Source organism: Micromonospora zamorensis (genome assembly GCF_900090275.1).
Classification (GTDB): Bacteria; Actinomycetota; Actinomycetes; order Mycobacteriales; family Micromonosporaceae; genus Micromonospora; species Micromonospora zamorensis.
On the sequence record NZ_LT607755.1, the window covers coordinates 2,732,533 to 2,758,581 of the forward strand.

A 26,049-nucleotide genomic window follows, 5' to 3' on the forward strand; every position below is an offset into this window, starting at 1 on the left:
TCGGCGGTGGCTCGGCCTGGCAGGATCGCCGATGTCGGCCACGACCCTGGAGGATCCGCTGAGCAGCCATCACCCCGCCGCCGTGCTCTTCGACATGGACGGCACGCTGGTCGACAGCGAGAAGCTGTGGGACGTCGCGCTGCAGGAACTCGCCCAGGAGTACGGCGGGGAGCTGTCCGAGAACGCCCGCCGCTCGATCGTCGGCACCGCCATGGCCGAGTCGATGCGCATCCTGCACGACGACCTGGGGCAGCCCGAACGGGATCCGGAGATCAGCGGGGCGTGGATCAACACGCGGATCCTGGAGCTGTTCCGCACCGGCCTGCCCTGGCGTCCCGGCGCGTTCGAGCTGCTGCGCGCGGTCCGCGCGGCGGGAATCCCCACCGCGCTGGTCACCTCCAGCCCTCGGGCGCTGGTCGAGATCGCCCTGGACACGCTGGGTCGGGACAACTTCGACACGGTGGTCGCCGGTGACGAGGTGGTGGCGGCCAAGCCGCACCCGGAGCCCTACCTGACCGCGGCGCGGCTGCTGGGTGTGCCGATCGAGCGTTGTGTGGCGATCGAGGACTCGGCGACCGGGGTGGCCAGCGCGCTCGCGTCCGGCGCGGCGGTGCTGGCCGTACCGGCGGAGGTGGCGCTCGCGAGCACTGTCGGCGTACGCCAGACGGAGAGCCTGACCGGCGTGGACCTGGAGTTTCTCGCGGCGTTGCTGGCCGACCGGGCCGCGGCGACCGGCTGACGGGTCGACCCGGGTCACGGGCGTTCGGCGAAGACCGCCCCGACCACCTGGTAACTGTCGAACGCTCTCGCGGCCCCCGCGTACGCGGCCAGGTGGATGAACACCTCGACGATCTCTTCCTTGGTCACGCCCGAGCTCAAAGCGATGCGCAGCTGGCCCCGCAGCGGCTCGTGGGTGCCGAGGGTGGCGGCGACCGCCACCGAGACGAGGCAGCGGCTGCGCAGGTCCAGGCCCTCCCGGGGCCATGCCTCGCCGAAGGTCTGCACGGTGGCGAGACGACGGAAGTCGTGCCCGACCGGCGGTTCGCCCTCGCCGAGTGGCAGCACCAGTGGCTGACCGAGGAGCCGCTCGGCGTTGTCGAGTGCCCGCTGGTACGCGTCCTGATCGGTCATGTCACCGGCCCCCGCTCACCGCCGTGGTCGCTGGCGGGCCGGTGCCCTGCCGGCACCACCAGCCTGGCAGTCGATCGCTGGCGGCCGCTGTCGAATCGGTCAGCCCGCGACGGCCGATGCCCCCGATCGCCAGGCGACCGGGGGCATCGATGGTGCCGGTCAGTCGTGGGCGATGGCGCCCAGCACGTTGATCCGGGCCGCCCGGATGGCCGGCAGCACCGCTGCCACCACCCCGATGATCGCGGCGAGGCCGAGGAAGACACCCATCTGCCCCCAGGGGAGAATCAGGTCGGTGATGCCCTCGTCCTTGAGTGCCTCGACCACCGCGGCGCCGAGGCCGGTGCCGACCACCACGCCCAGCAACGCGCCGAACACGGAGATCACCACCGCCTCCACCGTGATCATGCCCATCGTCTGGCCGCGGCGCAGGCCGATCGCCCGCAGCAGACCCAGCTCGCGGGTCCGCTCCAGCACCGACAGCGCCAGGGTGTTGATGATGCCGAGCACGGCGATGATGATGGCCAGGGCCAACAGGATCTGGATCATCGTGAGCAGGCCGTCGAGCGAACTCGTCTGCTGCTCGATGAACGCGTCCCGGTCGGCCACCGACACCTCGGGGCTGTCTGCGAGGAGCGCCTCCACCTGCGGCTGCACGTCGGACACCCGCGCGCCCGGGGCCAGTTGGATGAAGCCCTGGATGGGCTGCGGGATGGCGAAGTCCTTCGCCGCGGCCGGCGGCAGCGTCACCGGGTTGGTCAGCTGCGACGACTCGTAGATGCCGCTGACCGTGTAGGTCCGGACCTCACCGCGGGTCAGCTGCACGTTCACCGTCGAGCCCACCGACCAGCCACGGGACGTGGCGGTGTCCGAGCTGGCCAGCATCTGGGTCGGCCCGAGCCGGTCGATGTCACCGGCGGTGGCCTTCGCGCCGAAGATCTGCCGCAGCGACGCGATGTCGCTGCTCGCCGCGACCCAGGTGCTCTCGCCGTCGACCCTCGCCATGTCGCCGTACTCGCCGTCGACCAGTTGCACGCCGGGCAGGGCCTTCGCCTTGTCCAACACGCCCGGGTCGAAGCTCGGCGGGCGCGGACCGCCCTGCACACCGGAGATCACCAGCTGGGCCTTGATGGTGTCCTGGGCGAGCGCGCTGATGCTGCCCTTGGCCGAGTCGAGGATCACCGTGACGCCGGTGACCAGCGCGATGCCGACCATCAGCGCCGCGGCGGTGATCGCCGTACGGCGCGGGTTGCGCCCGGAGTTGAGCCGGCCCAGCTTGCCCGGCACCGACCAGGAGAAGATCGCCCCGAGCAGGCTCACCACCGGCCGGCTGATCAGCGGGGTCAGCAGCGCCACGCCGATGAAGGCGAACAGCACCCCACCGAGGATGGTGGCCAGGGTCTGACCGCCGGCGTTGCCGCTGAGCCCGAGGAACAGCAGCACCGCGCCGATGCCGGTGACCACCGACCCGGTCACGGTGATCTTGGTCAACGGCCGGTCCGGCGTGGCCACGTCCTGCATCGCCGCGATCGGCGGGATCCGCGATGCCCGCAGCGCCGGCAGCAGCGCCGCCACCACAGTGATGACCAGTCCCACGGCGAACGACCCGATCACCGCAGCCGCCGGCACACCGATCCCGGCCAGGGTCAGGCCGCCGGCCAGCTTGCCGAACAGGAACGCCAGCAGCGCGCCCACCCCGATGCCGGCGGCGAGGCCGAGCACCGAGGCGATCAGACCGACCGCGATGGCCTCCAGCACCACCGAACCGATGATCTGCCGCCCGCTGGCCCCGATGGCGCGCATCAGCGCCAACTCGCGGGTGCGCTGGGCCACGATGATCGAGAAGGTGTTGAGGATCAGGAACGTGCCCACCAGCAGCGCCACCGCGGCGAAGCCGAGCAGAATCTTGTTGAAGAAGGACAGGCCCTCCTTCAGGCTGGCCGAGGCGTCCGCGGCCACCTGCTCGCCGGTCTTCACGTCGAAGTCCGCGCCCAGGGTGCGGGCCACGTCGTCGCGCAGCTTCTCGTCGGAGACCCCGTTGGCGGCGTTCACGGTGATGCTGCTGAACGTGTCCGGCTCGCCCAGCATCAGCCGCTGCGCCACCGGCGTGGTGAAGAAGACCTCGTTGACCCCGCCGATGGAGTCCCGGTCACCGCTGTAACCGGCGATGCCGACCAGGGTGAAGTCCCGCTTCTTCGACTCGAACGCGGTGAGCACGCCGACCTTCTGGCCGACCTGCACCTTCGCCGTGGTGGCCAGGGACTTGTTGATGACGATCTCGTCCTCGGCCTGCGGCGCGCGGCCCTCGCGCAGCTGCAGCAGGTCGCTCTCGCCGGTCCAGTTCTCGCCCAGCTGCGGCGGACCGAACGAGCTGACCACCTTGCCGTTGCTGCCGATCACCCGCGCGCCGTCGGCGTTCACGATGCCCGTGGCCGAGGCCACGCCCGGCACCTGCTTCACCCGGTCCACCAGGGCGGCCGGCAGGGGAGCGGAGGTCTGCTCGCCCTCCATCTCGTTGAGCTCCACCTTCGGCTTCGCCGCGACGTTCACGTCGATCTCGGAGAAGCCGTCGGCGAAGACCGAGTCGAAGGAACGGCCCAGCGTGTCGGTGAGCACGAAGGCGCCGGACACGAACATGACCCCGAGCACGACCGCCAGCCCGGACAGGATCAGCCGGACCTTGCGGGCCAGCAGACTCTTCAGTGTCGCCCGGAACATCAGTTGCCCACCTCAGCCGGAGTGTCCAGCTTCTTCATGGTGTCCAGCACCGTCTCGGCGGTCGGCTCGATCAGCTCCGAGACGATCTCCCCGTCGGCGAGGAAGACCACCCGGTCGGCATACGCGGCGGCGGTCGGGTCGTGGGTGACCATGACGATGGTCTGGCCGTGCTCGCGCACCGAATTGCGCAGGAAGCCGAGCACCTCCGCGCCGGAGCGCGAGTCCAGGTTGCCGGTCGGCTCGTCCGCGAAGATCACCTCCGGGCGGGAGACCAGGGCCCGCGCACACGCCACCCGCTGCTGCTGCCCGCCGGAGAGCTGCGCCGGCCGGTGGTCCAGCCGGTCCCGCAGACCGACCGTGTTGATCACCGTGTCGTACCAGGCCGGGTCCGGCTTGCGCCCGGCGATCGACAGCGGCAGCAGGATGTTCTCCTTCGCGGTCAGAGTGGGCAGCAGGTTGAACTGCTGGAAGATGAACCCGACCTTGTCGCGGCGCAGCTTCGTCAGACCCGCGTCACCCAGCCCGGTCACGGTCGTCTCACCGATCTGCACCGTCCCCCGGGTCACCGAGTCCAGGCCGGCCAGGCAGTGCATCAGCGTCGACTTGCCGGACCCCGACGGCCCCATGATCGCGGTGAAGCGGCCACGTTCGAACTCCGCGCTGACCCCCCGCAGCGCGATGACCTGAGCCTCGCCGCTGCCGTACACCTTCCACACGTCGTTCGCCCGGGCCGCGGCCTGCGCCTGCTGGCCTACCGTCGCGGTCACGTCATCTACCTCTTCCGTCTGTCCGAAAATGCACGCCGCCCCCCGATGGTCCGGCGCGACTAGTTCAATCATCGGTGCTGCTCACGCCCGCCCCGTCCGCCCAGGGGCTGACCCGGAGCGGATATTCCGCTGCGGGTGCACCCCCATGTCGGATCAGGGTTGCCCCTGACCCGGCGACCGGTCGAGCGTGTTTCCAGCTGGCGAACCCCCCCGCCGGCTCCGACTGTGTCCCCTCACGTCACAGGAGGGTCAACCGCGCCGGGCCGTCTCCGGTCACGGTAGGTGACGGAGGCAACGGCGGCCGTCACCCCACGGTGGGATCTTCGAGTACGCCGGGTGAGGTAGTCGGGCCGCCGGCGGCTACGCCCTGGGGCGGACCAAGCCCGACTCGTACGCCAGCACGACGGCCTGCACCCGGTCGCGCAGCCGCAGCTTGGTCAGCACATGCCCCACGTGGGTCTTGATGGTGGTTTCGCTGACCGACAGCACCGCCGCGATCTCGGCGTTGGACAGCCCTCGGGCGACCTGCACCAGCACCTCGCGTTCCCGGTCGGTGAGCGCGTCGAGCGCCGCCGACGGCGTCGCCGCCGGGTCGGGCAGCAGCTCGGCGAACCGGTCCAGCAGTCGCCGCAGGATGCGGGGAGCCACCACCGCGTCCCCACCGGCGACCGTGCGGATCGCCGCGATCAACTCCTCGGCGGGCACGTCCTTGGCCAGGAACCCGCTGGCGCCCGCACGCAACGCGCCCACCACGTACTCGTCCAGGTCGAAGGTGGTCAGCACCAGCACCCGCACCGGGAGTCGGGCGTCGACGATCGCCCGGGTCGCGGCCACCCCGTCCATCCGGGGCATCCGGATGTCCATCAGCACGACGTCGGGCAGCAGCCGGCGGGACAGCTCCACCGCCTCCACGCCGTCACCGGCCTCCGCCACCACGTGCAGGTCGTCCTCGGCGCCCAGCACCATCCGGAACCCGGTACGCAGCAGCGGCTGGTCGTCGGCGAGCAGGATCCGCACCGGCCGCCCCGGGGTCGCCTGTTCGGTCATCTCGCCTCCTGTCCGGCCTGCCGCACCCGGTCATCCTCGCGTACGTCGGCGGGTGCGTCGCGGATCACCGTAGAGGCCGGCCGGTCGCCCTGTCCCGACCGCAGCGGCACCGCCGCGGTCGGGTCCCCAACCGATCGGCGCGGCTCGCCCACCGACCCGAGGAGGCGATCAGCGTCGCCGGAGCCGGACCGACCTCACCGCGACGCGGGGGGCGGCTGTCACTCGTCGGCGCCCGGCACCACCGGAACCGACCGGGAGTCGCGCAGCGGGTCGGCACTCGCCGCCGCGACCGGGAACGGCGGCGGAGTGCCACCGAAGGTGGGGCAGAGCGCCTGGTGGCTGCACCAGTCGCACAGCTTGCTCGGTCGAGGCCGGAAATCCTGCCGGGCGGTGGCCTGCTCGATGGCCCGCCACAGGGCCACCACCGTGCGCTCGAAGCGGACCAACTCGTCGGCGTCCGGCGTGTAGTCCAACACCTCGGCGTCGCGCAGGTAGAGCAGCCGCAGCACCCGGGGCACCACCCCCCGGGTGCGCCACAGCACCAGGGCGTAGAACTTGAGCTGGAACAGCGCCCGCGCCTCGAACGCCTCCCGTGGAGCGCCGCCGGTCTTGTAGTCGACCACCCGAAGCGCCCCGTCCGGGGCGACGTCGAGCCGGTCGAGGTAACCCCGGATCAGCAACTCGTCGTCGACCACCGCCGAGATCAGGCTCTCCCGCTCGGCCGGCTCCAACCGGGTCGGGTCCTCCACGGCGAAGTAACCCTCCAGCAGCCCGGCGGCCGAGCGGAGGAACTCCACCGGGTCGGCCGGCTCCGCGCCGTCGAACACCCCGGCCAGCTCCGGCTGCTCGGTGACCAGCCGGTCCCACTGTGGGGCCACCAGATCGCCGGCCGCCGCCGGTGTGCGGCCCTGCGCGGGCAGGTCGAACAGGCGCTCCAGCACCGCGTGCACCAGCGTGCCCCGGGCCTGCTCCATGGTGGTGCGCTCGGGCAGCCGGTCGATGCTGCGGAACCGGTAGAGCAGCGGGCAGGTCTTGAAATCCGCCGCACGCGACGGCGACAGCGAGGCCCGCACCGTCGGCGGCGCCTGTGCCGGGGTGGAAGGTTGGGGAGTGGTGACCGGTTCCGCCGTCATGTCGGCAAAGGTTAGGGCACCGGTGTGACACCGACCGCCGCCCGCCCCACACAGCGACGGTCCGTAGCATCGTGGCGATGGAGCAGACATCCCGGCCGCCGCGCCGACCCGACCGGCGCCCCGGCCTGAACGTCGGCCGGGTGTTCGGGGTGCCGCTGCACCTCAACGTCTCCATGGTCCTGTTCGCGGTGCTCATCGCCGTGCTGTACGCCGAGTTCGCCCGCCGGCAGCTGGACCTGCCGCAGATCAGCGGCTATCTGATCGGCTTCGGCTTCGTGGTGTCGCTGCTCGGCTCGGTGCTGCTGCACGAGCTGGGTCACGCCCTGACCGCCCGGCGGTACGGCATCGGTGTGCGCGGAATCACCCTGGAACTGCTCGGCGGCTACACCGAGATGGACCGGGACGCCCCGTCCCCCCGCGTCGACCTGCTGGTGTCCCTGGCCGGCCCGGCGGTCTCCGCGGTCCTCGGCGTCCTCGCGGTCGCCGCCACGCTTGCCCTGCCCCAGGGGACAGTGGCCCACCAGCTCGCCTTCCAGCTCGCGGTCAGCAACGTCATCGTCGCGCTGTTCAACAGCCTGCCCGGGCTGCCGCTCGACGGTGGCCGGGCGCTGCGCGCCGCGGTGTGGGGGCTGACCCGCGACCGGCACCTCGGCACCGAGGTTGCCGGCTGGGCCGGCCGCGTCGTCGCCGTCGGCACCACGGTCGTGGTCCTGCTGCTCACCGTCACCGACCGCCTGGCGCCGCTGGCGCTGCCGCTGATGCTGCTGGTCGCCGTCACCCTCTGGCGCGGCGCCGGCCAGTCGATCCGGGCCGCCCGGGTCAGCCGCCGGTTCCCGCTGATCGACCTCTCCCGGCTGGCCCGCCCGGTCTGGCCGGTGGGCACCGGCACGCCCCTGGCCGAGGCGCAGCGCCGACGCGCCGACGCCGCTCAACCCGACGCCGCCCTGCTGGTCACCGACTCCACCGGCCGACCGGTGGCGCTGGTCGACCCGGCCGCCGCCGAGGCGGTCCCCGTCGAGCGCCGGCCCTGGCTGGCGGTGGACGCCGTGGCCCGGTCCCTGGGCACACTTCCCACGCTCACCCTCGGGTGGGACGGCGAGCGGGTGATGGAGGCCGTACAGACCCACCCGGGCGCGCAGTACGTGGTGACGTCAGGCGAAGATGTCGTCGGCATTCTGCACATCGCGGACCTGGCACAGCTCCTCGAACCCAACCGGAAGATGACACCGTGACCGCAACTCCCTCCACCGTCCCCGCCACCCCGGCGCTGACACCCGTGCACCGAGGGCCGTTCCGGCCCGGCGACCGGGTCCAGTTGACCGACCCCAAGGGGCGGATGCACACCGTGACGCTGGAGCCGGGCAAGGAGTTCCACACCCACCGGGGCATCCTGGCGCACGACACGCTGATCGGGCTCCCCGACGGCAGTGTGGTGACCACCGCCGGTGGCGGCACCGCGTTCCTGGCCCTGCGGCCACTCCTGTCGGACTACGTGCTGTCCATGCCGCGCGGCGCGCAGGTCATCTACCCGAAGGACTCCGCGCAGATCGTCGCGATGGGTGACATCTTCCCCGGCGCGAAGGTCCTCGAGGCCGGCGCCGGCTCCGGCGCGCTGAGCTGCTCCCTGCTGCGCGCCGTCGGCACCGAGGGTGAGCTGCACTCGTTCGAGCTGCGTGACGACTTCGCCCAGATCGCCAAGCGCAACGTCGAGGCGTTCTTCAACGGGCCGCACCCGTCGTGGAATCTGCACGTCGGCGACGTCGCGCAGTGCCAGGAGACCGGCTTCGACCGGATCATCCTGGACATGCTGACCCCCTGGGAGACCCTCGACATGGTCGAGCGGGCTCTGGTGCCCGGCGGGGTGTTCATCGGCTACGTCGCCACCACGCCGCAGCTCTCCGAGCTGGTGGAGGCGCTGCGCGAGCGGGGCGGCTGGACCGAGCCGCGCGCCTGGGAGTCCCTGGTCCGCGACTGGCACGCCGAGGGCCTCGCCGTCCGCCCGGACCACCGGATGATCGCGCATACCGCGTTCCTGGTGTCCGCGCGCAAGCTCGCCCCGGGGGTGACAGCGCCGCCGCGTCGGCGCAAGCCCAGCAAGGGCAACGAGGCGTACGCGCAGCGCCGCCAGGACCTGCGTGAGGCGGAGGCGGCCCGACAGGCCGCCGCCGCCCAGGCGGCCGGTGCGCAGCCCGACGGTACGGGGGAGATGGACAGGCCGTGACCATCGAGCTGGGCGTGGGCACCGCCGAGCAGGGGGAGGCGCCGGCATGAGCCGACCGGGCTACGGCGGCGGTGACCTTCCCGCGGTCTTTCCCGACTGGTCGCCGTACCAGGATCTGGAGTCGGCGGCGCGGGCCTACCTGCGCGACCCGGACGTCGCCCTGGAGGCACTCGGCGGCGTGCTGCGTGGGGCGTCGGTGCTCGGCTTCACCCTGGAACGCTTCGTCAACGAGGTCAACGGCGTGTGGCAGGAGGTCGTCGTCTGCGACGGCAGCCGCCTGATCCTCTGGCACGGGGAGGACGTGCCTCCGGAGGAGGGCCCCCCGGGCTCGATGACCTCGTCGCTGCGGGTGGTGCCGGTCTCGACCGTCACCGAGGTCGGCTGCCGGCGGCGACTCAACCGTGCCGAGAGCGGCGAGATCCGGGTCGACAGCATCGACGTCTACCTGCTGCTGACCTCACTGGACGAGGCGCCGCCGACCGAGGAGATGGCCGGCACACCACGGCACGACGCGTTGCGCTTCGGCAAGACCCTCGACGACGGCGGAGCGGGTCAGATCGCCCGGCTGGAGGAGTTCGCGCGGCTGGTCGCCTCGGTGGTCGGTCGTCCGATGCTCTGAGGCGTACCCCTTTCGGGGCCGGCCGGGCCGTGCGGCCCGGCCGGTGGGTCGCTCAGTCCTCGGCGTCCGGGCCGGCGACCTCGACACCGTCGCCGCGCACCACGTGGATGCAGTCGCCGGGGCATTCCTTCGCGGAGTCGATCACCTCGAGTCGCAGGTGCTCCGGCACGTCGACGCGGCTGCCCGGCGCCATCCGCAGCTCACCGTCGGTGCCCTTGACGTAGGCAAGACCGTCGATGTCGAACTCGAAAACCTCTGGCGCGTACTGCACGCAGAGCCCGTCGCCTGTGCAGAGATCCTGGTCCACCCAGACCTGCAGCTGATCGGTCGCGACCTCGGCCACGGTGCACCCCCCATGTTCTCCCGTCCTACGCTTCGACGGTACCCGAACGCCGGTAACGGCCCGTCAGGCCACCCTTGGCGATCAAGGTTCGGTGACGAGGGTGTTGCGTGGGACCGAATCGGCCTCATAGCGGCTAGTGTTAGGGCAGAACGTTCAAGCCCCCCGGGGAGGTGGGACGTGGCAGCACGCAGCGACGACGCGGACTCGCGCGCCGCACGGTGGGAGAAGGAAGCCCACGATCTCTCCACGCAGGTCGCGTTCCTTCAGGAGGAACTCGCTCTGGTGCGGCGCAAGTTGACCGAAAGCCCCCGACACGTCCGGCAGCTCGAAGAGCGGCTGGCGGCCACCCAGGCACAGTTGGCGCGGCTGACCGAGAACAACGACCGGCTGGTGAGCACCCTCAAGGAAGCTCGCACGCAGATCGTGACGCTCAAGGAGGAGATCGACCGGCTCGCGCAACCGCCGAGCGGCTACGGTGTCTTCCTGGCCAAGCACGAGGACGGCACGGTGGACGTCTTCACCGGTGGCCGCAAGCTACGGGTCGCGGTCTCGCCCTCGCTCGAGGTGGGTGACCTGCGCCGTGGCCAGGAGGTCCTGCTCAACGACGCGCTCAACATCGTCGACGCGTTCGGCTACGAGCGGGTCGGTGAGGTGGTGATGCTCAAGGAGATCCTGGAGGGGCCGAACGGCGGGCCGGGCGACCGGGCGCTGGTGGTCTCCCACTCCGACGAGGAGCGCATCGTGCACCTCGCCGAGACACTCATCGGCTCGGCGATCCGGGCCGGCGACTCGCTCATGATCGAGCCCCGCTCGGCCTACGCGTACGAGCGGATCCCGAAGAGCGAGGTCGAGGAGCTGGTCCTGGAGGAGGTGCCCGACGTCGACTACGGCGACATCGGTGGCCTTCAGTCGCAGATCGAGCAGATCCGCGACGCGGTGGAGCTTCCCTTCCTGCACGCGGACCTGTTCCGTGAGCACCAGCTCCGCCCGCCCAAGGGCATCCTGCTCTACGGCCCGCCCGGCTGTGGCAAGACGCTCATCGCCAAGGCGGTGGCCAACTCGCTGGCCAAGAAGATCGCCGAACGGCAGGGCAAGGAGAAGCACACCAGCTTCTTCCTCAACATCAAGGGCCCTGAGCTGCTCAACAAGTACGTCGGCGAGACCGAGCGGCACATTCGGCTGATCTTCCAGCGGGCACGGGAGAAGGCCGGCGAGGGCACCCCGGTGATCGTGTTCTTCGACGAGATGGACTCGATCTTCCGGACCCGCGGCTCCGGTGTCTCCTCCGACGTGGAGAACACCATCGTCCCGCAGCTGCTCAGTGAGATCGACGGCGTGGAGGGCCTGGAGAACGTCATTGTCATCGGCGCCTCCAACCGGGAAGACATGATCGACCCGGCGATCCTGCGCCCCGGTCGACTCGACGTGAAAATCAAGATCGAGCGACCGGACGCCGAAGCGGCCAAGGACATCTTCTCCAAGTACATCCTCTCCGGGCTGCCCCTGCACCCGGACGACCTGGCCGAGCACGGGGCCGACGCCCAGGCCACCGTGGCGGCCATGATCGACGCCGTGGTGCTGCGGATGTACTCCGAAACCGAGGAGAACCGCTTCCTCGAGGTCACCTACGCCAACGGTGACAAGGAAGTCCTCTACTTCAAGGACTTCAACTCCGGCGCGATGATCCAGAACATCGTCGACCGGAGCAAGAAGATGGCCATCAAGGAGTTCCTCACGTCCGGCCGCAAGGGGCTGCGCCTGCAGCACCTGCTCGACGCCTGCGTCGACGAGTTCCGCGAGAACGAGGACCTCCCCAACACCACCAACCCCGACGACTGGGCCCGCATCTCCGGCAAGAAGGGCGAGCGGATCGTCTACATCCGCACGCTCGTCTCCGGCGGCAAGGGCGCCGAGGCCGGTCGGTCCATCGAGACCGCCAGCAACACCGGCCAGTACCTCTGACCGCCAGCGGCGGCACCGGACCCGTCCGGTGCCGCCGCTGTGTGCGTCCCACCGCGAGACGCCGCTTCGCTGCTTTCCCCGGTGATCCGGCCCGGCACAGCTACGTCGCTGCCGTCGGCGAGCCCGCCCGGCCCGAGGAGAGCCTGCGTCGTAGCCGGCCCATCGTGGCCGACCCGGCCGCCCATCGACCGGATCCGCACGGTGCACCCGTGCCTCCGGGCGGGCCTGACCGTGGTGCCACTCAAACCCGCCAAAGCCCGGTAGTCACGCCGCGCCGACCGACAGCGACGGGCGGTAGGCCACCGCGCAGACTAGTCTCGATGGTGTGAGCGGCGGGCACGCCGGCTCCGTGGGCGAGCGAAGCGAGTGGTCGCATGACGGTACGTCGGATCATGGGCACCGAAATCGAGTACGGCATCTCCGTGCCCGGGCAGGCCGGAGCCAACCCGATGGTCACCTCATCGCAGGTGGTCAATGCTTATGGCGCACGTCCAGAACTCAACCGGGGCGGGCGAGCCCGCTGGGACTACGAGGAAGAGTCGCCGCTGCGCGACGCCCGCGGCTTCACCTACTCCGGAGCCGCCTACGACCCGGCTGAGGCGTTGGCCGACGAGGACCTTGGCCTCGCCAACGTGATACTCACCAATGGTGCACGGCTCTACGTCGACCACGCCCACCCGGAATACTCCACTCCGGAGGTCACCACCCCTCGGGACGTGGTGCGCTGGGACAAGGCCGGCGAGCGGGTGATGGCCGAGGCGTCCCGCCGGGCCGCCACCATCCCGGGCAGCCAGCCGATCCACCTCTACAAGAACAACACCGACAACAAGGGCGCCAGCTACGGCGCCCACGAGAACTACCTGATGCGTCGGCAGACCCCGTTCGCCGACATCGTGGCTTACCTGACGCCGTTCTTCGTCACCCGCCAGATCGTCTGCGGCGCCGGCCGGGTCGGCATCGGCCAGGACGGCGGGCAGAACGGCTTCCAGATCTCCCAGCGCGCTGACTTCTTCGAGGTCGAGGTAGGCCTGGAGACGACGCTCAAGCGGCCGATCATCAACACCCGCGACGAGCCGCACGCCGACGCCGACAAATACCGCCGGCTGCACGTCATCATCGGCGACGCCAACCTCTCCGAGATCTCCACCTACCTCAAGGTCGGCACCACCGCGCTGATCCTCACCATGATCGAGGAGAAGGCGCTCGGGGCCGATCTCGGCATCGCCGACCCGGTCAGCGAGCTGCGCGCCGTCAGCCACGACCCCACCCTGACGCACCGCATGCGGCTGCGCGACGGCCGCCGGCTCACCGCCCTGGACCTGCAATGGGCCTACCTGGAGCGGGTCCGGTCCTTTGTCGACGACCGGTACGGCACCGATGCCGACGAGCAGACCGTCGACGTACTCGACCGCTGGGAGAGCGTCTTGGACCGGCTGGGCCGGGATCCGATGCTCTGCGCCGACGAGTTGGACTGGGTGGCCAAGCTGCGGCTGCTGGAGGGTTACCGGGAGCGGGAGAAGCTCGCCTGGGGCTCACACAAGCTCCAGCTGGTCGACCTTCAATACTCCGACGTCCGGCCGGAGAAGGGGCTCTACCACCGCCTGGTCAGCCGGGGGGCGATGAAGACGCTGCTCACCGACGACGAGACCCGCTCCGCGATGACGGAGCCGCCGGAGGACACCCGGGCCTACTTCCGTGGCCGCTGCCTGGCCCAGTACGCCTCCGAGGTGGTCGCCGCGAGCTGGGACTCGGTGATCTTCGACGTGGGCCGGGAGTCGCTGGTCCGGGTCCCGATGATGGAGCCGGAGCGGGGCACTCGCGCGCACGTCGGCGCCTTGTTCGACCGCTGCGCTAGCGCCAAGGACCTGCTGGAGACGTTGACCGGGGGCTGAACACGCGTCCGGATGCCCGTCGTGTGCCGCAAGCCGGCGCGCGGCGGGCTTTTCGTCGCCCGCGCGAGGTAAGTTCATCGCAGACGATCGTGGAGGAGGCAGCAGTGGCCACTCATGACAGCGGCGGCCAGTCGCAGTCCGGCAAGTCCCGTCAGGGCGAGGAAATCGAGGACGTCACCACCGAGGCCAACCCCGAGGTGGCCGAGCGGCACGCCGAGATCACCGAGGACGTCGACGACCTCCTCGACGAGATCGACTCCGTCCTCGAAGAAAACGCAGAGGAGTTCGTGAGGGGATACGTGCAAAAAGGGGGCGAATAGAGCATGTCTGGATAAATCGGGCATGCTTGTCCTCTCGATAACCGAGATGGCCACCGCCGTTGCCGCGACTGCGGCGAGTGGCTGCCCCTCGATCAGTTCTGCGCCACCAGCACGCGGCCGGACGCGGCACCGGATGGCCGCCGGCGACGCCCGGACTGTGATGCCACCAAGCCCCTTGCCGACTTTCCGCGGAACCGCTCCGGTCGTGGGGGTTACGGCCGATACTGCAAGCCTTGCCACCACAAGATGGGCAGGGAGAGCAAGCTCCGACTGCATGGCGGGTTCCGCGAGTACCACCGGCGGCGGCGGGGGAGAAGGAGTTTCCCGAGCTACTGGCCGAGCAGGGCGGGGTCTGCGCGATCTGTGGCGCTGCCGACCCACAACATCTGGACCACGATCATCGCACCGGATGGGTGCGCGGGATACTCTGCTTCAACTGCAACGGTGGTCTTGGCCAGTTCCGTGACAGTCCCATGAGGCTGGCCAGGGCGATCACGTACCTGAGAGGAACCACGTGGCAGCGGGCTTTGATCCATCCGGGCGTCTACCAGATGTGTTCACCAACGCGGGGACGTCCTCCTTCACCACGTTCCTGAGCCGGGTGGCCCCCGAGATGCTGCCCGGCCGGCGACCGCTGCCGCCGGGCATGGCCGCCGACCTGGCACCACACGCGACGACCATCGTGGCCATCGCGGCTGCGGAGGGCGTGGTGATGGCCGGCGACCGACGGGCGACCATGGGCAACCTGATCGCCCAGCGTGACATCGAGAAGGTGCACCCCGCCGACGCGTACTCGCTGGTCGGCATCGCGGGCACCGCGGGCATCGGGATCGAGCTGATGCGACTGTTCCAGGTGGAGTTGGAGCACTACGAGAAGATCGAGGGCGCGATGCTCTCGCTCGACGGCAAGGCCAACCGGTTGGCCTCGATGATCCGGGGCAACCTGGGTGCGGCCATGCAGGGGCTCGCCGTGGTGCCGCTCTTCGCCGGCTTCGACCTGGCCGCCGCCGACCCGTCGAGGGCCGGCCGGATCTTCAGCTTCGACGTGACCGGAGGCCCGTACGAGGAGACCGGTTACGACGCGATCGGCTCCGGCTCGCTCTTCGCCAAGTCGGCGCTGAAGAAGCGCTTCCGGGCTGGTGTGTCGGTCGAGGACGCGACCAGGCTCGCGGTGGAGGCGCTCTACGACGCGGCCGACGACGACACCGCGACCGGCGGCCCGGATCTGACCCGCCGGATCTATCCGGTGGTGATGACCGCTACCGCCGAGGGCACTCACCGGCTCACCGACGCCGAGACGGCGACGATCGCCGAGGGCGTTGTCGCCGGCCGGATGGAGAACCCGGGCGGCTGAGTCTCGTCCACGCCCACCTGCCAGCAGTCGTCAGCACAGCGCCGTAAGGAGAACCGCCGCCGTGGCCATGCAGTTCTACGCTTCGCCCGAACAGATCATGCGCGACCGCTCCGAGTTGGCCCGCAAGGGCATCGCTCGGGGTCGCAGCGCGGTGGTCCTCAGCTACTCCGGCGGGGTGCTCTTCGTCGCGGAGAACCTCTCCAGCGCCCTGCACAAGGTAAGCGAGATCTACGACCGGATCGGCTTCGCCGCTGTCGGCCGCTACAACGAGTTCGAGAATCTGCGCCGGGCCGGTGTGCGGATGGCCGACCTGAACGGGCTGAGCTACGACCGGCGCGATGTCACCGGCCGGGCACTGGCCAACGCGTTCGCGCAGACGCTCGGTGCGATCTTCACCGAGCAGTCGAAGCCGTTCGAGGTGGAGATCTGCGTGGCGGAGGTCGGTGCCACTGCGGACGACGACGAGCTCTACCGGCTGACGTACGACGGCTCGGTCAATGACGAGCCGGGGCGGATGGCCATGGGCGGCCAGGCCGAGGCGATCACCGGCGTGCTGAAGTCCAACCACCGGGCGGACATGTCGCTCTCTGAGGCGGTGAAGGTCGCGGTTCAGGCGCTGAGCACTGTTGGTGGGGAGGGCGGCGCTGCCCGGACGATCGCCGCCAACCAGCTTGAGGTTGCGGTGCTGGACCGTCAGCGGGTCGGCCGGACGTTCCGCCGGATCACCGGTGCACCGCTGACGGCGCTGTTGAACGGTGAGGCTGCGGCGCCGGCCAGCGACGAGCGGGACACGCCGATCGTGCCGACCGGTGAGGCCGGTAAGCCGACCAGCTCCGCGGGCTCCGCGGACCTGGAGGATCGGCCGGGTCAGGCGGACCTCTGATCGTGTGACGCACAGCGCCGGGGACCGCCTTCGCGGTTCCCGGCGCTGGTGTGCAACTCGACGATGGTGGCGAGCAGCAGCAGACCGATCAGGCCGGTGACGAGGGTGAGCTTCGTGCGACCTTCCACGGGGCGGGTGGATCGGGGGAGTCGAACGCGTCAACCAGGGCGCCGTGCCAATCCGGAAGCGGCGGCAGACCCGCGGTTGCCCAGCGGCTGTGCCCCAGCACGCTGTACGCAGGCCGGGGGGCGGGACGCGGATACCGGTCGCTGGTGGTGGGCCGGATGCGGTCGGGGTCCAGGCCGGCCAGCATGAACGCGGCGCGGGCCAGCCCGTACCAGGTGGTCTGGCCGGAGCAGGTGCCGTGGTAGACGCCGGGAGCCGCCTGACCGTCCAACGCCGCGTCGGCGAGCGTGACCAGCCGCTCGGCGAGGGTGAAGGACCAGGTGGGCTGGCCGTGCTGGTCGTCGACCACATCGAGGTGCTCCCGCTGGGTGGCGAGCCGGAGCATGGTGGCCACGAAGTTCGTTCCGTGTGCGCCGTACAGCCAGGCGGTGCGGACCACGTACCCGGCGTCGGGTAGCAGCCGGGCGACGGCGTGCTCGCCGACCAGCTTGCCGCGGCCGTACGCGTTGACCGGTGCGGTGGGCGCGTCCTCGGGGTAGGGGGTTTGCGCGTCACCGGCGAGGACGTAGTCGGTGGAGACCTGGATGAGTCGAGCACCCGTGGCGGCACACGCCGCCGCGAGGTTCGCCACCCCCGTGCCGTTGACGGCGGTGGCTGCCGCCTCGTCAGCCTCGGCGCCGTCGACGTTGGTCCACGCTGCCGTGTTGATCACGATGTCGTGGTCGGCAACCGCGCCCCGGACGGCGATGGGGTCGGTGACGTCGAGTTCGGCGCGGGTGGCGGCGGTCACCTTGAGGTCGGCCCGGGTGCGCAGCACGGTGACCAGGTCCCGGCCGAGCATCCCGCCGGCGCCGGTGACGAGTAGCCGGGTCATGCGGTGGAGGTGGTCTTGAGGGGTTCCCACCAGGTGCGGTTGTCCTGGTACCAGCGGACGGTGTCGGCGAGGCCCTGGTCGAGGGTGATGCTGGGGGTGTAGCCCAGTTCTTCGCTGATCTTGCTGATGTCGAGGGAGTAGCGGCGGTCGTGGCCCTTGCGGTCGGTGACGGGGACGACGCGGTCCCAGCCGGCGCCGCAGGCGTCCAGGAGCAGGCCGGTGAGTTCCTTGTTGGTCAGTTCGGTGCCGCCGCCGATGTTGTAGACCTCGCCGGCGCGGCCCTTCTGCTGGACCATGGCGATGCCGCGGCAGTGGTCGTGGACGTGCAGCCAGTCGCGGATGTTGGCGCCGTCGCCGTAGAGGGGGACGGTGCCGCCGTCGAGCAGGTTGCTGACGAACAGCGGGATGACCTTCTCGGGGAACTGGTAGGGGCCGTAGTTGTTGGAGCAGCGGGTGACGACGACGTCCATGCCGTGGGTGCGGTGGTAGGACAGGGCGAGCAGGTCGGAGCCGGCCTTGGACGCCGAGTAGGGGGAGTTCGGCGCGAGGGGCCAGGTTTCGGTCCAGGAGCCTTCGTCGATGGAGCCGTAGACCTCGTCGGTGGAGACGTGCACGAAGCGGCCGGTTTGGTGGCGCAGGGCGGCGTCGAGCAGGGTCTGGGTGCCCAGCACGTTGGTGGTGACGAACGGCGCGGCGCCGGCGATGGAACGGTCGACGTGTGACTCGGCGGCGAAGTGCACGATGACGTCGTGGTCGGCGACGACCTGGTCGACCACGACCGGGTCGCAGATGTCGCCTTGGACGAACCGTAGCCGCGGGTCGTCGCGGACGGGGTCGAGGTTGGCCATGTTGCCCGAGTAGGTCAGCTTGTCGAGCACGGTCACGACCGCCGGCTCGAGCGGCGGCACGCCCTCGGCGCTGCCAAGGGGCTTGCCCAGCAGCAGGCGAACGTACTCCGACCCGATGAATCCGGCTCCGCCGGTGACGAGGATCCTCACGGGTCCGGGAGTGTACGCCAAAGTGTGCGCAGGAGGGGCCATACGGCCCCAGCGCGCGTTCCGCATTCGTGTCGGTAGGCTTCGCCGGTGCGTGGAATCCTCCTTGCTGGTGGCACCGGATCGCGACTCTGGCCGATCACCCGGGCGGTCTCGAAGCAGCTGATGCCGGTCTTCGACAAGCCGATGGTCTATTACCCGCTCTCGACCCTGGTGATGTCCGGGGTCCGGGAGATCCTGGTGATCACCACGCCGGACGACCAGGACCAGTTCCGTCGGCTGCTCGGCGACGGCAGCCAGTTGGGGCTGCGACTGGAGTACGTCAGCCAGGAACGCCCGGAGGGCATCGCGCAGGCGTTCATCCTCGGTGCGGACTTCATCGGCGACGAGTCGGTGGCGCTGGTCCTCGGCGACAACATCTTCCACGGCGTCGGTCTGGGCCGGCAGCTCGCCGAGCACGGTGACCTGGTCGGCGGGCGGGTCTTCGCCTACCAGGTGGCCAACCCGCAGGAGTACGGCGTGGTCGACTTCGACGACGCGGGCCGGGTCCTCTCGATCGAGGAGAAGCCCGCCCGGCCGAAGTCCCGGTACGCGGTGCCCGGCCTGTACTTCTACGACAACCGGGTGGTGGACATCGCCCGCAAGCTCACCCCTAGCGCCCGCGGCGAGCTGGAGATCACGGCGGTCAACGAGGCGTACCGGGAGACCGGCGAGCTGTCGGTGACCGTGCTGGATCGGGGCACCGCCTGGCTGGACACGGGCACGTTCACCTCGATGATGCAGGCAGCCGAGTTCGTGCGGGTGGTCGAGGAGCGGCAGGGCCTGAAGATCGGTTGTGTCGAGGAGGTGGCCTGGCGGGCCGGCCTCATCGACGACGACCAGCTGCGCGCGCTCGCCACGCCGTTGACCAAGAGTGGTTACGGCGACTACCTGCTCGGCCTGCTGGCCGAGCAGGACGGCCAGCACGGGGTGGGGTGGTGAAGATCCGTGAGTTGAGCATCGAGGGCGCCTGGGAGATCACCCCCCAGCAGCACGGCGACCCGCGCGGCATGTTCATGGAGTGGTACCGCTTCGACGAGCTCGCCGAGGCGGTCGGCCACCCGATGCGGCTGGCCCAGGCCAACCTGTCGGTCTCCGCGCGTGGCGTGGTCCGCGGCATCCACTTCGCCGACGTCCCGCCCGGGCAGGCCAAGTACGTCACCTGTGTGCGTGGCGTGGTCCTCGACGTGATCGTGGATCTGCGGGTGGGTTCGCCGACCTTCGGCCGCTGGGAGGGCGTCCGGCTGGACGACACCGACCGTCGGGCGGTCTACCTCAGCGAAGGGCTGGGGCACGGTTTCTGCGCGCTGACCGACGACGCGACGCTGAGCTACCTCTGCTCGACCACCTACAACCCGACCGGTGAGCACGCGGTGCACCCGCTGGACGAGGAGCTGGGCATCGAGTGGCCTGCCGACGTCCCACTGCTGTCCGCCCGCGACGACGCGGCGCCGACCCTCGCCCAGGCCCGCGAGCGGGGTCTGCTGCCGGAGTACGACGCCTGCCAGCGGTTCGTGGCGAGCCTCGGGCCGGACGGAATGTCGCACTCAACCGGTATGTGACCACGCCCGGAGTACGACCTGTGGTGTGACAGTGACGAACGGGGCCTCCGGGCGGCTAATGTCACACCATGGAGCGGCGAATCTTCGGCCTCGAGACCGAGTACGGCGTCACCTGCACCTATCGCGGGCAGCGGCGGCTGTCCCCGGACGAGGTCGCGCGGTATCTGTTCCGTCGCGTGGTGTCCTGGGGTCGGTCGAGCAACGTCTTCCTGCGTAATGGGGCCCGGCTCTACCTGGACGTCGGGTCGCATCCGGAGTACGCGACTCCGGAGTGCGACTCGGTGACCGATCTTGTCGCCCACGACCGGGCTGGCGAGCGGATCCTGGAGGGCCTGCTGGTCGACGCGGAGAAGCGACTGCACGACGAGGGCATCGCGGGTGAGATCTACCTGTTCAAGAACAACACCGACTCGGCCGGCAACTCGTACGGCTGCCACGAGAACTACCTGGTCTCCCGGCACGGCGAGTTCGGCCGGCTCGCCGACGTACTCATCCCGTTCCTGGTCACCCGGCAGTTGATCTGCGGGGCTGGCAAGGTTCTGCAAACCCCGCGCGGCGCGGTCTACTGCCTGTCGCAGCGGGCCGAGCACATCTGGGAGGGCGTCTCCTCGGCGACCACCCGCAGCCGTCCGATCATCAACACCCGCGACGAACCGCACGCCGACGCCGAGCGCTACCGGCGGCTGCACGTGATCGTCGGTGACTCCAACATGAACGAGGTCACCACGCTGCTCAAGGTCGGCACCGCCGACATCGTGCTGCGGATGATCGAGGCCGGGGTGGTGATGCGCGACCTGTCCCTGGAGAACCCGATCCGGGCGATCCGGGAGGTGTCGCACGACATCACCGGCCGGCGCAAGGTGCGGCTGGCCAACGGCAAGGAGGTCAGCGCCCTGGACATCCAGCAGGAATACCTGGCCAAGGCCACCGAGTTCGTCGAGCGGCGCGGCGGCGACCAGGCCGCCAAGCGGGTCGTCGAGCTGTGGGGCCGGGTGCTCAACGCGGTGGAGACCGGCGACCTGGAGCCGGTTTCCCGGGAGATCGACTGGGTCAGCAAACTGCGACTGATCGAGCGCTACCAGCGCAAGCACGACCTGCCCCTTTCGCACCCCCGGGTGGCGCAGATGGACCTGGCCTACCACGACGTGCGTCGCGGTCGGGGCCTCTACGGGCTCCTGGAGCGCCGCGGCGAGGTCGACCGGGTGACCACCGACCCGGAGATCTTCGAGGCGAAGGAAACCCCGCCGCAGACCACGCGGGCCCGGCTGCGCGGCGAGTTCATCCGGCACGCCCAGGAGAAGCGGCGCGACTTCACCGTCGACTGGGTGCACCTGAAGCTCAACGACCAGGCGCAGCGCACCGTCCTCTGCAAGGACCCGTTCCGGGCGTACGACGAGCGGGTGGAGCGGCTGATCGCCAGCATGTGACCGGTGTGCCGACCCCGGCGGTGGTGTGCGCCGGCGGGGTTGGCCTACCGGGCGGGCTCCGCGGCGCTGTCGGCGCGGGGGCCCGCTAAGCTGGGTCCGCCATGACGACTTCTGGACCTTCCGACCGCTCCGAGCGCGGCACCGAGCGGCAGAACTGGGTCGAACGCCGACGCGAGAAGATCCGCGCCGAGGTCGACCGAAACCGGCGCGGTGAATACACCGTCCCGACGTGGGTGCTGGCCCTGGCGCTGGTGCTCATCGTGGGCGGCTGGCTCGCGCTGATCTTCCTCGCCTGAGCGTCGCCCGGCTCGTCAGGGCAGCAGGGTGACGGCGTGCCGGCCGGCGGCAGCGGCGGCCAGGAAGTACGCGTGATCGGCGTCGAGGCCACGGCCCATGGTGGACAGCGGCACGGCGCTGGCCCGCAACGCGGCGTCGAGACCGGTGGTGGGCACCCGGACGATCCGGTGCCGGGCCGCCAGGGGGGCCAGCGACGCGTTCACCTCCGCGAGCAGCGCCGGGGCCAGGTCGTCGGGCACCACCAGCTCCGCCGGGGCGAGAGCCACCCGGCCGTACGCGGTGAGGCTGTGGTGCGACACGCCCCGGTGTCGGGGGCGGGCGTCGGCGTCGGAGATGCGCAACGAGCCGACCGGCCGGCCGCCCAGCGTGGCGATCGCGTTGACCGCCTCACCGACGGCGACGCCGGAGAACCCCCAGCGGGTGCCTGTGCCCAGATTGCCGGGCCCCTGGGCAACGATGGCCACATCGGCGCCCAGCACGTACCGGGCGGCGAGCAGGCCGACGTGCAGGGTGGTGGCCTCCAGGTCACCGCCGAAGGCCTGCCCGACGGTGATCGTGCCGGCCAGTTCGGTCCGCAGCCCGGCGAGGGTGCGGGAGAACCACGCCGGCAGCGCCCCACCGTCGGTGAGCAGGTACGCCACCCGCGCCTGCGGCGCGTCGGCCCGGATGCCGGCCAGGATCGCCGGCAGCGCCGAGTGCAGGTCGGCGGTGACCACCGGCAGGCCGCCCAGGTCGTCCGCGTCGGCCAGCACGTCACGGTGCGGGGACGCCTCCTCGTCCACGCCGAGCAGGATCGGCTGCAACGGCGTGTAGCGGGCCTTGACCAGGTGACCGGCGTCGCGGGTGTCGCCGACCTCCGGCGGGTCCGGCGGCAGCCGGTCCGGCAGGGCCACCACCAGGGCGTACCCGCCGGTGCCCAACCCCATCAGCAGCGCGCCGGCGTTGAGCAGCACCCGGTCGCCGGGCTCCGGCGTGCCGACCAACTCGGGGTAGGCCAGCGCCCGCATGCGCGTGCCGTCAGGCAGGTCGACGTCCAGCTCCACCGCCCCGGTCCACTGCCGTCGCAGCGTCGCCACCGTCCCCGTACGCCATCGCACCATGACGGGCAACGCTAGCCGCGCGGGCCCGGCGGCCCGCGCCCGGGTGCTGCCGTGCGGTTCGTTCAGGGGCGATCGGGTCCGTCGTCGGCCCGCGGGTCCGGCGCGGCCTGGGTGTGCCGGGCCCGGCCGGTGGCGCCGGGCAACGAGCGGGTGGGGTCGAGGAACACGTAACGGATCTCCGGGTACAGCCCGGTGAGCCGCCGTTCGGCCTCGTCGGCGGCGGCCTCGATGGCCGCGCCGGTGGCCTTGTCGCTGAAGTCGACCTTGGCGGCGACCAGGATGTCGTCCGGGCCGAGCTGCATGGTCATCAGGGTGTCGATCCGCTCCACCTCGGGTAGCCCGGTCAACTCCTGCTCGATCTCGTGACGCAGCCGCTCCGGGACGGCCCGACCGACCAGCAGCGACAGGTTGTTGGCGGCGAGGATGCCGGCGACCGTCAGCAGCAGGAGCCCGATCAGGATCGACGCGACGCCGTCCCACACCTCGTCGCCGGTGGCGTGGGACAGGCCGACGCCGGCACCGGCCAGCAGCAGACCGATCAGGGCCGCGCTGTCCTCCAGGAAGACCGCCTTGACGGTGGTGTCGGCGGTCAGTCGCAGGAAGCGTCGGGGAGTGGTCTGCCAGCGCCGGGACTCGCTGCGGACCTGCCGCACGGCCCGGGCGAGGGAGATCGACTCGATGACGAACGACACCGCGAGGACGATGTACGAGACCAGGTAGTCGCCGCTGTGCTCGTGCACCAGGATCGTGGTGACACCGTGGGTGACGGCGAAGCCGGCGCCGGCGACGAAGGTGAACATCGCCGCGAAGAACGCCCAGACGTAGCTTTCCTTGCCGTACCCGAAGGGGCGCCGCTGGTCCGCCGGCCGGGCACCGCGGCGCAGCGCCTGGTAGAGGAGCACCTCGGTGGTGGTGTCCGCGACCGAGTGCGCCGCCTCGGACAGCATGGCGGCCGAGCCGGAGATCACCCCGGCGATCAGCTTGGCGATCGCGATGGCGAGGTTGGCGACACCCGCGACGATCACCGTGCCGACGCTCTCGCTCTCGGGCCTGGCGTCCGCTTGCGACATGAGCCTCACCCTATGACCGGAGACGGCAACGCGCCGGGGGAGGCCCGATCCGAACAAGTGTGCGGCACGCCCGCGCGGGTGCACGTCGTGGGCGTGTCGACTGCTAGCGTCTACCGCGTGTCGCGGACCCGCACCGAACGCCTGGTCAACCTGGTGATCTGCCTGCTGTCCACGCGACGGTTCCTGACCGCCGCGCAGATCGCCGCGACCGTGCCCGGCTACGAGCATGATCCCGATGACGCGCGCGACCACGAAGCGTTCCAACGCAAGTTCGAGCGCGACAAGGCCGAGCTGCGCGAACTGGGTGTGCCACTGGAGACCGGCACGGCGAGCGCCTTCGACGCCGAGCCCGGCTACCGGATCGCCCACCGCGAATACGCGCTGCCCGACATCCTCCTGGAGCCGGACGAGGCCGCCGCTGTCGGCATCGCCGCACGGCTGTGGCAGCACGCCGGGTTGGCCGCCGCCGCGTCGTCCGGGCTGGCCAAGCTGCGTGCCGCCGGGGTGGACGTGGACCCGCAGGCCACCCTCGGCCTGGAGCCGATGGTCACTGTCGACCCGGCGTTCGCGCCGCTGACCGCCGCCGCCCGGGACCGCCGCGAGGTCGGGTTCGACTACCGGGTGCCCGACCGGGACGCGCCCAGCCGGCGTCGACTGCAACCGTGGGGCGTGGTCTGCTGGCGCGGCCGGTGGTATGTGGTCGGCCACGACCTGGACCGGGCGGCGACCCGCTGCTTCCGGCTGTCCCGCGTCGTCGGCACGGTCCGGGTGACCGGCGCGCCCGGCGCGTACGAGCCACCGGCCAACGTCGACCTGATCAGCCACGTGGCCCGTTGGTCGGGTCCGGTGGAGCGCACCGGCCGGGCCACCGTGCTGGCCGCCCCGGGCCGTGCCGCCGGGCTGCGCCGCTGGGCGGTGGAGGTGACCGCCGGGCCGGATGGTGACCGGCTCGTCCTGCCGTACGCGGACCCGGACGGGCTGGCCGGCCACCTCGTCGGCTACGGCCCGGACGTGCGGGTGCTCGACCCGCCGGAGGTCCGCGAGGCCGTCATCCAACGACTGAAGGAGATCGCCGTCCGACACGACGAGCTGGCCGCCAGCGGGGGTGCCCGGTGACCCGCCCGGCCGCCCGGGGCGGCTCCCGCGCGTCCGCCGACCGGCTGGCCCGCCTGCTCAACCTGGTGCCCTACCTGCTGGCCCGGCCGGGCATCGAGATCGCCGAGGCGGCTGGTGACCTCGGCGTCACCGAGCGGCAGCTCCGGGAGGACCTGGAGCTGCTCTGGGTGTGCGGGCTGCCCGGTTACGGCCCGGGTGACCTGATCGACATGGCGTTCGACGGCGATCGGGTGACCATCACCTACGACGCCGGCATCGACCGGCCGCTGCGGCTCACCCCGGATGAGGCCCTCGCGTTGGTCGTGGCGTTGCGGATGCTCGCCGAGACGCCCGGGGTGGCCAACCGGGAGGCCGTCGAACGGGCCCTGGCGAAGATCGAGGACGCGGGGGACCTGGTGGGCGCGCCGGTGGCGGTCCGACTGCCCGGCGACACCCCGCGGGTCGAGGCGCTGCGCGCCGCCGTCGAGGGCGGCAAGGCACTGCGGATCACCTACTACACCGCTGCCCGGGACGAGACCACCGACCGCGTCATCGACCCGCTGCGGATGCTGATGGTCGGCGGCCGGGCGTACGTGGAGGCGTGGTGTCGGCGCGCGGAGGCGGTCCGCCTGTTCCGGGCCGACCGGATCGACGCGATCACCGAGCTGGCCGAGCCGGCCACCGTGCCGCCGCAGGCCGTTCCGCACGACCTCACCGAGGGGGTCTTCCGCCCCTCGCCCGACCTGCCGCTGATCACGCTGCGCATCGGCCGCAGCGAGCGGTGGATCACCGAGTACTACCCGTGTGAGCGCGTCGAGGCCGGCGACGGCGACCAGTGGCTCGTGTCGCTGCGGGTCACCGACCTGGGGTGGGCTCGCCGGTTCGTGCTGGGCCTCGGCCCGGAGGCCACCGTGGTCGCCCCGGTCGAGCTGGCCGAGCAGGTGCGGGCGACGGCGGCCGCCGCTCTGGACGCGTACGCCGTGCCCACTCCGACCGCCGCGCCCCGGCAGCCCGAGGCCGACCCGGAGATCGCCTCGTCGGGCGACCCGGCGGTGGTCGGGCGCACCCAGTAGGCTG

The 26,049-nt window shown here is 71.0% G+C and carries 26 protein-coding genes; 16 read left to right on the forward strand and 10 right to left on the reverse strand.

The window, feature by feature from the left end:
* The first annotated feature begins 82 nt into the window (after positions 1-82).
* Positions 83-739: an HAD family hydrolase gene (locus GA0070619_RS11785; RefSeq protein ID WP_088951733.1), complete on the forward strand. Its 657-nt coding sequence runs from the start codon at positions 83-85 to the stop codon at positions 737-739.
* Positions 740-753: 14 nt separating this feature from the next.
* Here GA0070619_RS11785 and GA0070619_RS11790 read toward each other — a convergent pair whose 3' ends face one another.
* The 5 genes from GA0070619_RS11790 to GA0070619_RS11810 all read right to left on the reverse strand — a co-directional run bounded on the left by GA0070619_RS11790 (position 754) and on the right by GA0070619_RS11810 (position 6,793).
* On the reverse strand, positions 754-1,131 hold the full coding sequence (locus GA0070619_RS11790) for a carboxymuconolactone decarboxylase family protein (RefSeq protein WP_088948100.1): 378 nt from the start codon (positions 1,129-1,131) through the stop codon (positions 754-756).
* A 159-nt stretch (positions 1,132-1,290) separates the two neighbouring features.
* Positions 1,291-3,846, reverse strand: coding sequence for an ABC transporter permease (locus tag GA0070619_RS11795; RefSeq protein ID WP_088948101.1), 2,556 nt, complete (start codon positions 3,844-3,846; stop codon positions 1,291-1,293).
* Positions 3,846-4,613 (reverse strand): ABC transporter ATP-binding protein, encoded by a 768-nt coding sequence (locus GA0070619_RS11800; RefSeq protein WP_088948102.1) that lies wholly within the window; start codon positions 4,611-4,613, stop codon positions 3,846-3,848. The genes GA0070619_RS11795 and GA0070619_RS11800 overlap by 1 nt, the downstream gene beginning before the upstream one ends.
* Positions 4,614-4,973: 360 nt before the next feature.
* A complete protein-coding gene (locus tag GA0070619_RS11805) occupies positions 4,974-5,660 on the reverse strand; it encodes a response regulator (protein ID WP_088948103.1) in 687 nt (228 codons plus the stop codon).
* 218 nt (positions 5,661-5,878) lie between these two features.
* The gene (locus GA0070619_RS11810; protein ID WP_088948104.1) at positions 5,879-6,793 is read right to left on the reverse strand and encodes a RecB family exonuclease; all 915 of its coding nucleotides are present in this window, start codon (positions 6,791-6,793) and stop codon (positions 5,879-5,881) included.
* Positions 6,794-6,933: 140 nt separating this feature from the next.
* Here GA0070619_RS11810 and GA0070619_RS11815 point away from each other — a divergent pair, with 140 nt between their 5' ends.
* From GA0070619_RS11815 to GA0070619_RS11825, 3 genes are read left to right on the forward strand one after another with little or no spacing between them, the layout of a single operon-like run.
* Positions 6,934-8,025, forward strand: coding sequence for a M50 family metallopeptidase (locus GA0070619_RS11815; protein ID WP_371410010.1), 1,092 nt, complete (start codon positions 6,934-6,936; stop codon positions 8,023-8,025).
* Positions 8,022-9,014 carry a tRNA (adenine-N1)-methyltransferase gene (locus GA0070619_RS11820; protein WP_088948106.1) on the forward strand — a complete coding sequence of 331 codons (993 nt, stop codon included), beginning with the start codon at positions 8,022-8,024 and terminating at the stop codon, positions 9,012-9,014. The genes GA0070619_RS11815 and GA0070619_RS11820 overlap by 4 nt, the downstream gene beginning before the upstream one ends.
* Before the next feature lie 46 nt (positions 9,015-9,060).
* Positions 9,061-9,633: a hypothetical protein gene (locus tag GA0070619_RS11825; RefSeq protein WP_088948107.1), complete on the forward strand. Its 573-nt coding sequence runs from the start codon at positions 9,061-9,063 to the stop codon at positions 9,631-9,633.
* Between the two features lie 52 nt (positions 9,634-9,685).
* On the opposite strand, the gene GA0070619_RS11830 is transcribed toward GA0070619_RS11825, so the two are convergent.
* Positions 9,686-9,976 (reverse strand): ferredoxin, encoded by a 291-nt coding sequence (locus GA0070619_RS11830; protein ID WP_088948108.1) that lies wholly within the window; start codon positions 9,974-9,976, stop codon positions 9,686-9,688.
* 177 nt (positions 9,977-10,153) lie between these two features.
* Here GA0070619_RS11830 and arc point away from each other — a divergent pair, with 177 nt between their 5' ends.
* The 6 genes from arc (at position 10,154) to prcA (ending at position 16,387) form a co-directional block, all read left to right on the forward strand.
* A complete protein-coding gene (gene arc / locus GA0070619_RS11835) occupies positions 10,154-11,938 on the forward strand; it encodes a proteasome ATPase (RefSeq protein ID WP_088948109.1) in 1,785 nt (594 codons plus the stop codon).
* Positions 11,939-12,312: 374 nt separating this feature from the next.
* A complete protein-coding gene (dop, locus tag GA0070619_RS11840; protein ID WP_088948110.1) occupies positions 12,313-13,830 on the forward strand; it encodes a depupylase/deamidase Dop in 1,518 nt (505 codons plus the stop codon).
* A 104-nt stretch (positions 13,831-13,934) separates the two neighbouring features.
* Positions 13,935-14,150: a ubiquitin-like protein Pup gene (locus tag GA0070619_RS11845; RefSeq protein ID WP_088948111.1), complete on the forward strand. Its 216-nt coding sequence runs from the start codon at positions 13,935-13,937 to the stop codon at positions 14,148-14,150.
* 233 nt (positions 14,151-14,383) lie between these two features.
* Positions 14,384-14,746, forward strand: coding sequence for an endonuclease VII domain-containing protein (locus tag GA0070619_RS33420; RefSeq protein ID WP_231927383.1), 363 nt, complete (start codon positions 14,384-14,386; stop codon positions 14,744-14,746).
* Positions 14,665-15,504 (forward strand): proteasome subunit beta, encoded by an 840-nt coding sequence (prcB, locus tag GA0070619_RS11855; RefSeq protein ID WP_172862032.1) that lies wholly within the window; start codon positions 14,665-14,667, stop codon positions 15,502-15,504. The genes GA0070619_RS33420 and prcB overlap by 82 nt, the downstream gene beginning before the upstream one ends.
* Before the next feature lie 61 nt (positions 15,505-15,565).
* On the forward strand, positions 15,566-16,387 hold the full coding sequence (gene prcA / locus GA0070619_RS11860) for a proteasome subunit alpha (RefSeq protein ID WP_088948113.1): 822 nt from the start codon (positions 15,566-15,568) through the stop codon (positions 16,385-16,387).
* 88 nt (positions 16,388-16,475) lie between these two features.
* Here prcA and rfbD read toward each other — a convergent pair whose 3' ends face one another.
* Entirely contained in the window at positions 16,476-17,387 is a 912-nt protein-coding gene (gene rfbD, locus GA0070619_RS11865) for a dTDP-4-dehydrorhamnose reductase (protein ID WP_088948114.1), read from the reverse strand.
* Positions 17,384-18,385: a dTDP-glucose 4,6-dehydratase gene (gene rfbB, locus GA0070619_RS11870; RefSeq protein ID WP_088948115.1), complete on the reverse strand. Its 1,002-nt coding sequence runs from the start codon at positions 18,383-18,385 to the stop codon at positions 17,384-17,386. The genes rfbD and rfbB overlap by 4 nt, the downstream gene beginning before the upstream one ends.
* Positions 18,386-18,472: 87 nt before the next feature.
* On the opposite strand from rfbB, the gene rfbA reads away from it, so the two are divergent.
* The 4 genes from rfbA to GA0070619_RS11890 all read left to right on the forward strand — a co-directional run bounded on the left by rfbA (position 18,473) and on the right by GA0070619_RS11890 (position 21,706).
* A complete protein-coding gene (rfbA, locus tag GA0070619_RS11875) occupies positions 18,473-19,363 on the forward strand; it encodes a glucose-1-phosphate thymidylyltransferase RfbA (RefSeq protein ID WP_088948116.1) in 891 nt (296 codons plus the stop codon).
* Positions 19,360-19,983 carry a dTDP-4-dehydrorhamnose 3,5-epimerase gene (rfbC, locus tag GA0070619_RS11880; RefSeq protein WP_088951734.1) on the forward strand — a complete coding sequence of 208 codons (624 nt, stop codon included), beginning with the start codon at positions 19,360-19,362 and terminating at the stop codon, positions 19,981-19,983. Before rfbA ends, rfbC begins: the two co-directional genes overlap by 4 nt.
* Positions 19,984-20,051: 68 nt before the next feature.
* Positions 20,052-21,410, forward strand: coding sequence for a Pup--protein ligase (gene pafA / locus GA0070619_RS11885; protein ID WP_088948117.1), 1,359 nt, complete (start codon positions 20,052-20,054; stop codon positions 21,408-21,410).
* Positions 21,411-21,511: 101 nt separating this feature from the next.
* Complete coding sequence (locus GA0070619_RS11890) at positions 21,512-21,706, forward strand: hypothetical protein (protein ID WP_088948118.1); 195 nt, start codon at positions 21,512-21,514, stop codon at positions 21,704-21,706.
* Between the two features lie 15 nt (positions 21,707-21,721).
* On the opposite strand, the gene GA0070619_RS11895 is transcribed toward GA0070619_RS11890, so the two are convergent.
* Positions 21,722-22,807, reverse strand: coding sequence for a DUF3866 family protein (locus GA0070619_RS11895; protein WP_088948119.1), 1,086 nt, complete (start codon positions 22,805-22,807; stop codon positions 21,722-21,724).
* A 62-nt stretch (positions 22,808-22,869) separates the two neighbouring features.
* Positions 22,870-23,877, reverse strand: coding sequence for a cation diffusion facilitator family transporter (locus GA0070619_RS11900; RefSeq protein ID WP_088948120.1), 1,008 nt, complete (start codon positions 23,875-23,877; stop codon positions 22,870-22,872).
* Positions 23,878-23,994: 117 nt separating this feature from the next.
* Between GA0070619_RS11900 and GA0070619_RS11905 the strand changes: the two genes are divergently transcribed.
* On the forward strand, positions 23,995-24,993 hold the full coding sequence (locus tag GA0070619_RS11905; protein WP_088948121.1) for a helix-turn-helix transcriptional regulator: 999 nt from the start codon (positions 23,995-23,997) through the stop codon (positions 24,991-24,993).
* Complete coding sequence (locus GA0070619_RS11910; RefSeq protein WP_231927384.1) at positions 24,990-26,045, forward strand: helix-turn-helix transcriptional regulator; 1,056 nt, start codon at positions 24,990-24,992, stop codon at positions 26,043-26,045. Before GA0070619_RS11905 ends, GA0070619_RS11910 begins: the two co-directional genes overlap by 4 nt.
* Positions 26,046-26,049: the final 4 nt, after the last annotated feature.

Coding starts and splice junctions, on each gene's coding strand:
- GA0070619_RS11795 (WP_088948101.1), bottom strand. CDS start 3,846: ATGTTCCGGGCGACACTGAAGAGTCTGCTGGCCCGCAAGGTCCGGCTG.
- GA0070619_RS11805 (WP_088948103.1), bottom strand. CDS start 5,660: ATGACCGAACAGGCGACCCCGGGGCGGCCGGTGCGGATCCTGCTCGCC.
- GA0070619_RS11825 (WP_088948107.1), top strand. CDS start 9,061: ATGAGCCGACCGGGCTACGGCGGCGGTGACCTTCCCGCGGTCTTTCCC.
- pafA (WP_088948117.1), top strand. CDS start 20,052: ATGGAGCGGCGAATCTTCGGCCTCGAGACCGAGTACGGCGTCACCTGC.
- GA0070619_RS11895 (WP_088948119.1), bottom strand. CDS start 22,807: ATGGTGCGATGGCGTACGGGGACGGTGGCGACGCTGCGACGGCAGTGG.
- GA0070619_RS11900 (WP_088948120.1), bottom strand. CDS start 23,877: ATGTCGCAAGCGGACGCCAGGCCCGAGAGCGAGAGCGTCGGCACGGTG.
- rfbD (WP_088948114.1), bottom strand. CDS start 17,387: ATGACCCGGCTACTCGTCACCGGCGCCGGCGGGATGCTCGGCCGGGAC.
- GA0070619_RS11810 (WP_088948104.1), bottom strand. CDS start 6,793: ATGACGGCGGAACCGGTCACCACTCCCCAACCTTCCACCCCGGCACAG.
- GA0070619_RS11890 (WP_088948118.1), top strand. CDS start 21,512: ATGACGACTTCTGGACCTTCCGACCGCTCCGAGCGCGGCACCGAGCGG.
- dop (WP_088948110.1), top strand. CDS start 12,313: ATGACGGTACGTCGGATCATGGGCACCGAAATCGAGTACGGCATCTCC.
- GA0070619_RS11790 (WP_088948100.1), bottom strand. CDS start 1,131: ATGACCGATCAGGACGCGTACCAGCGGGCACTCGACAACGCCGAGCGG.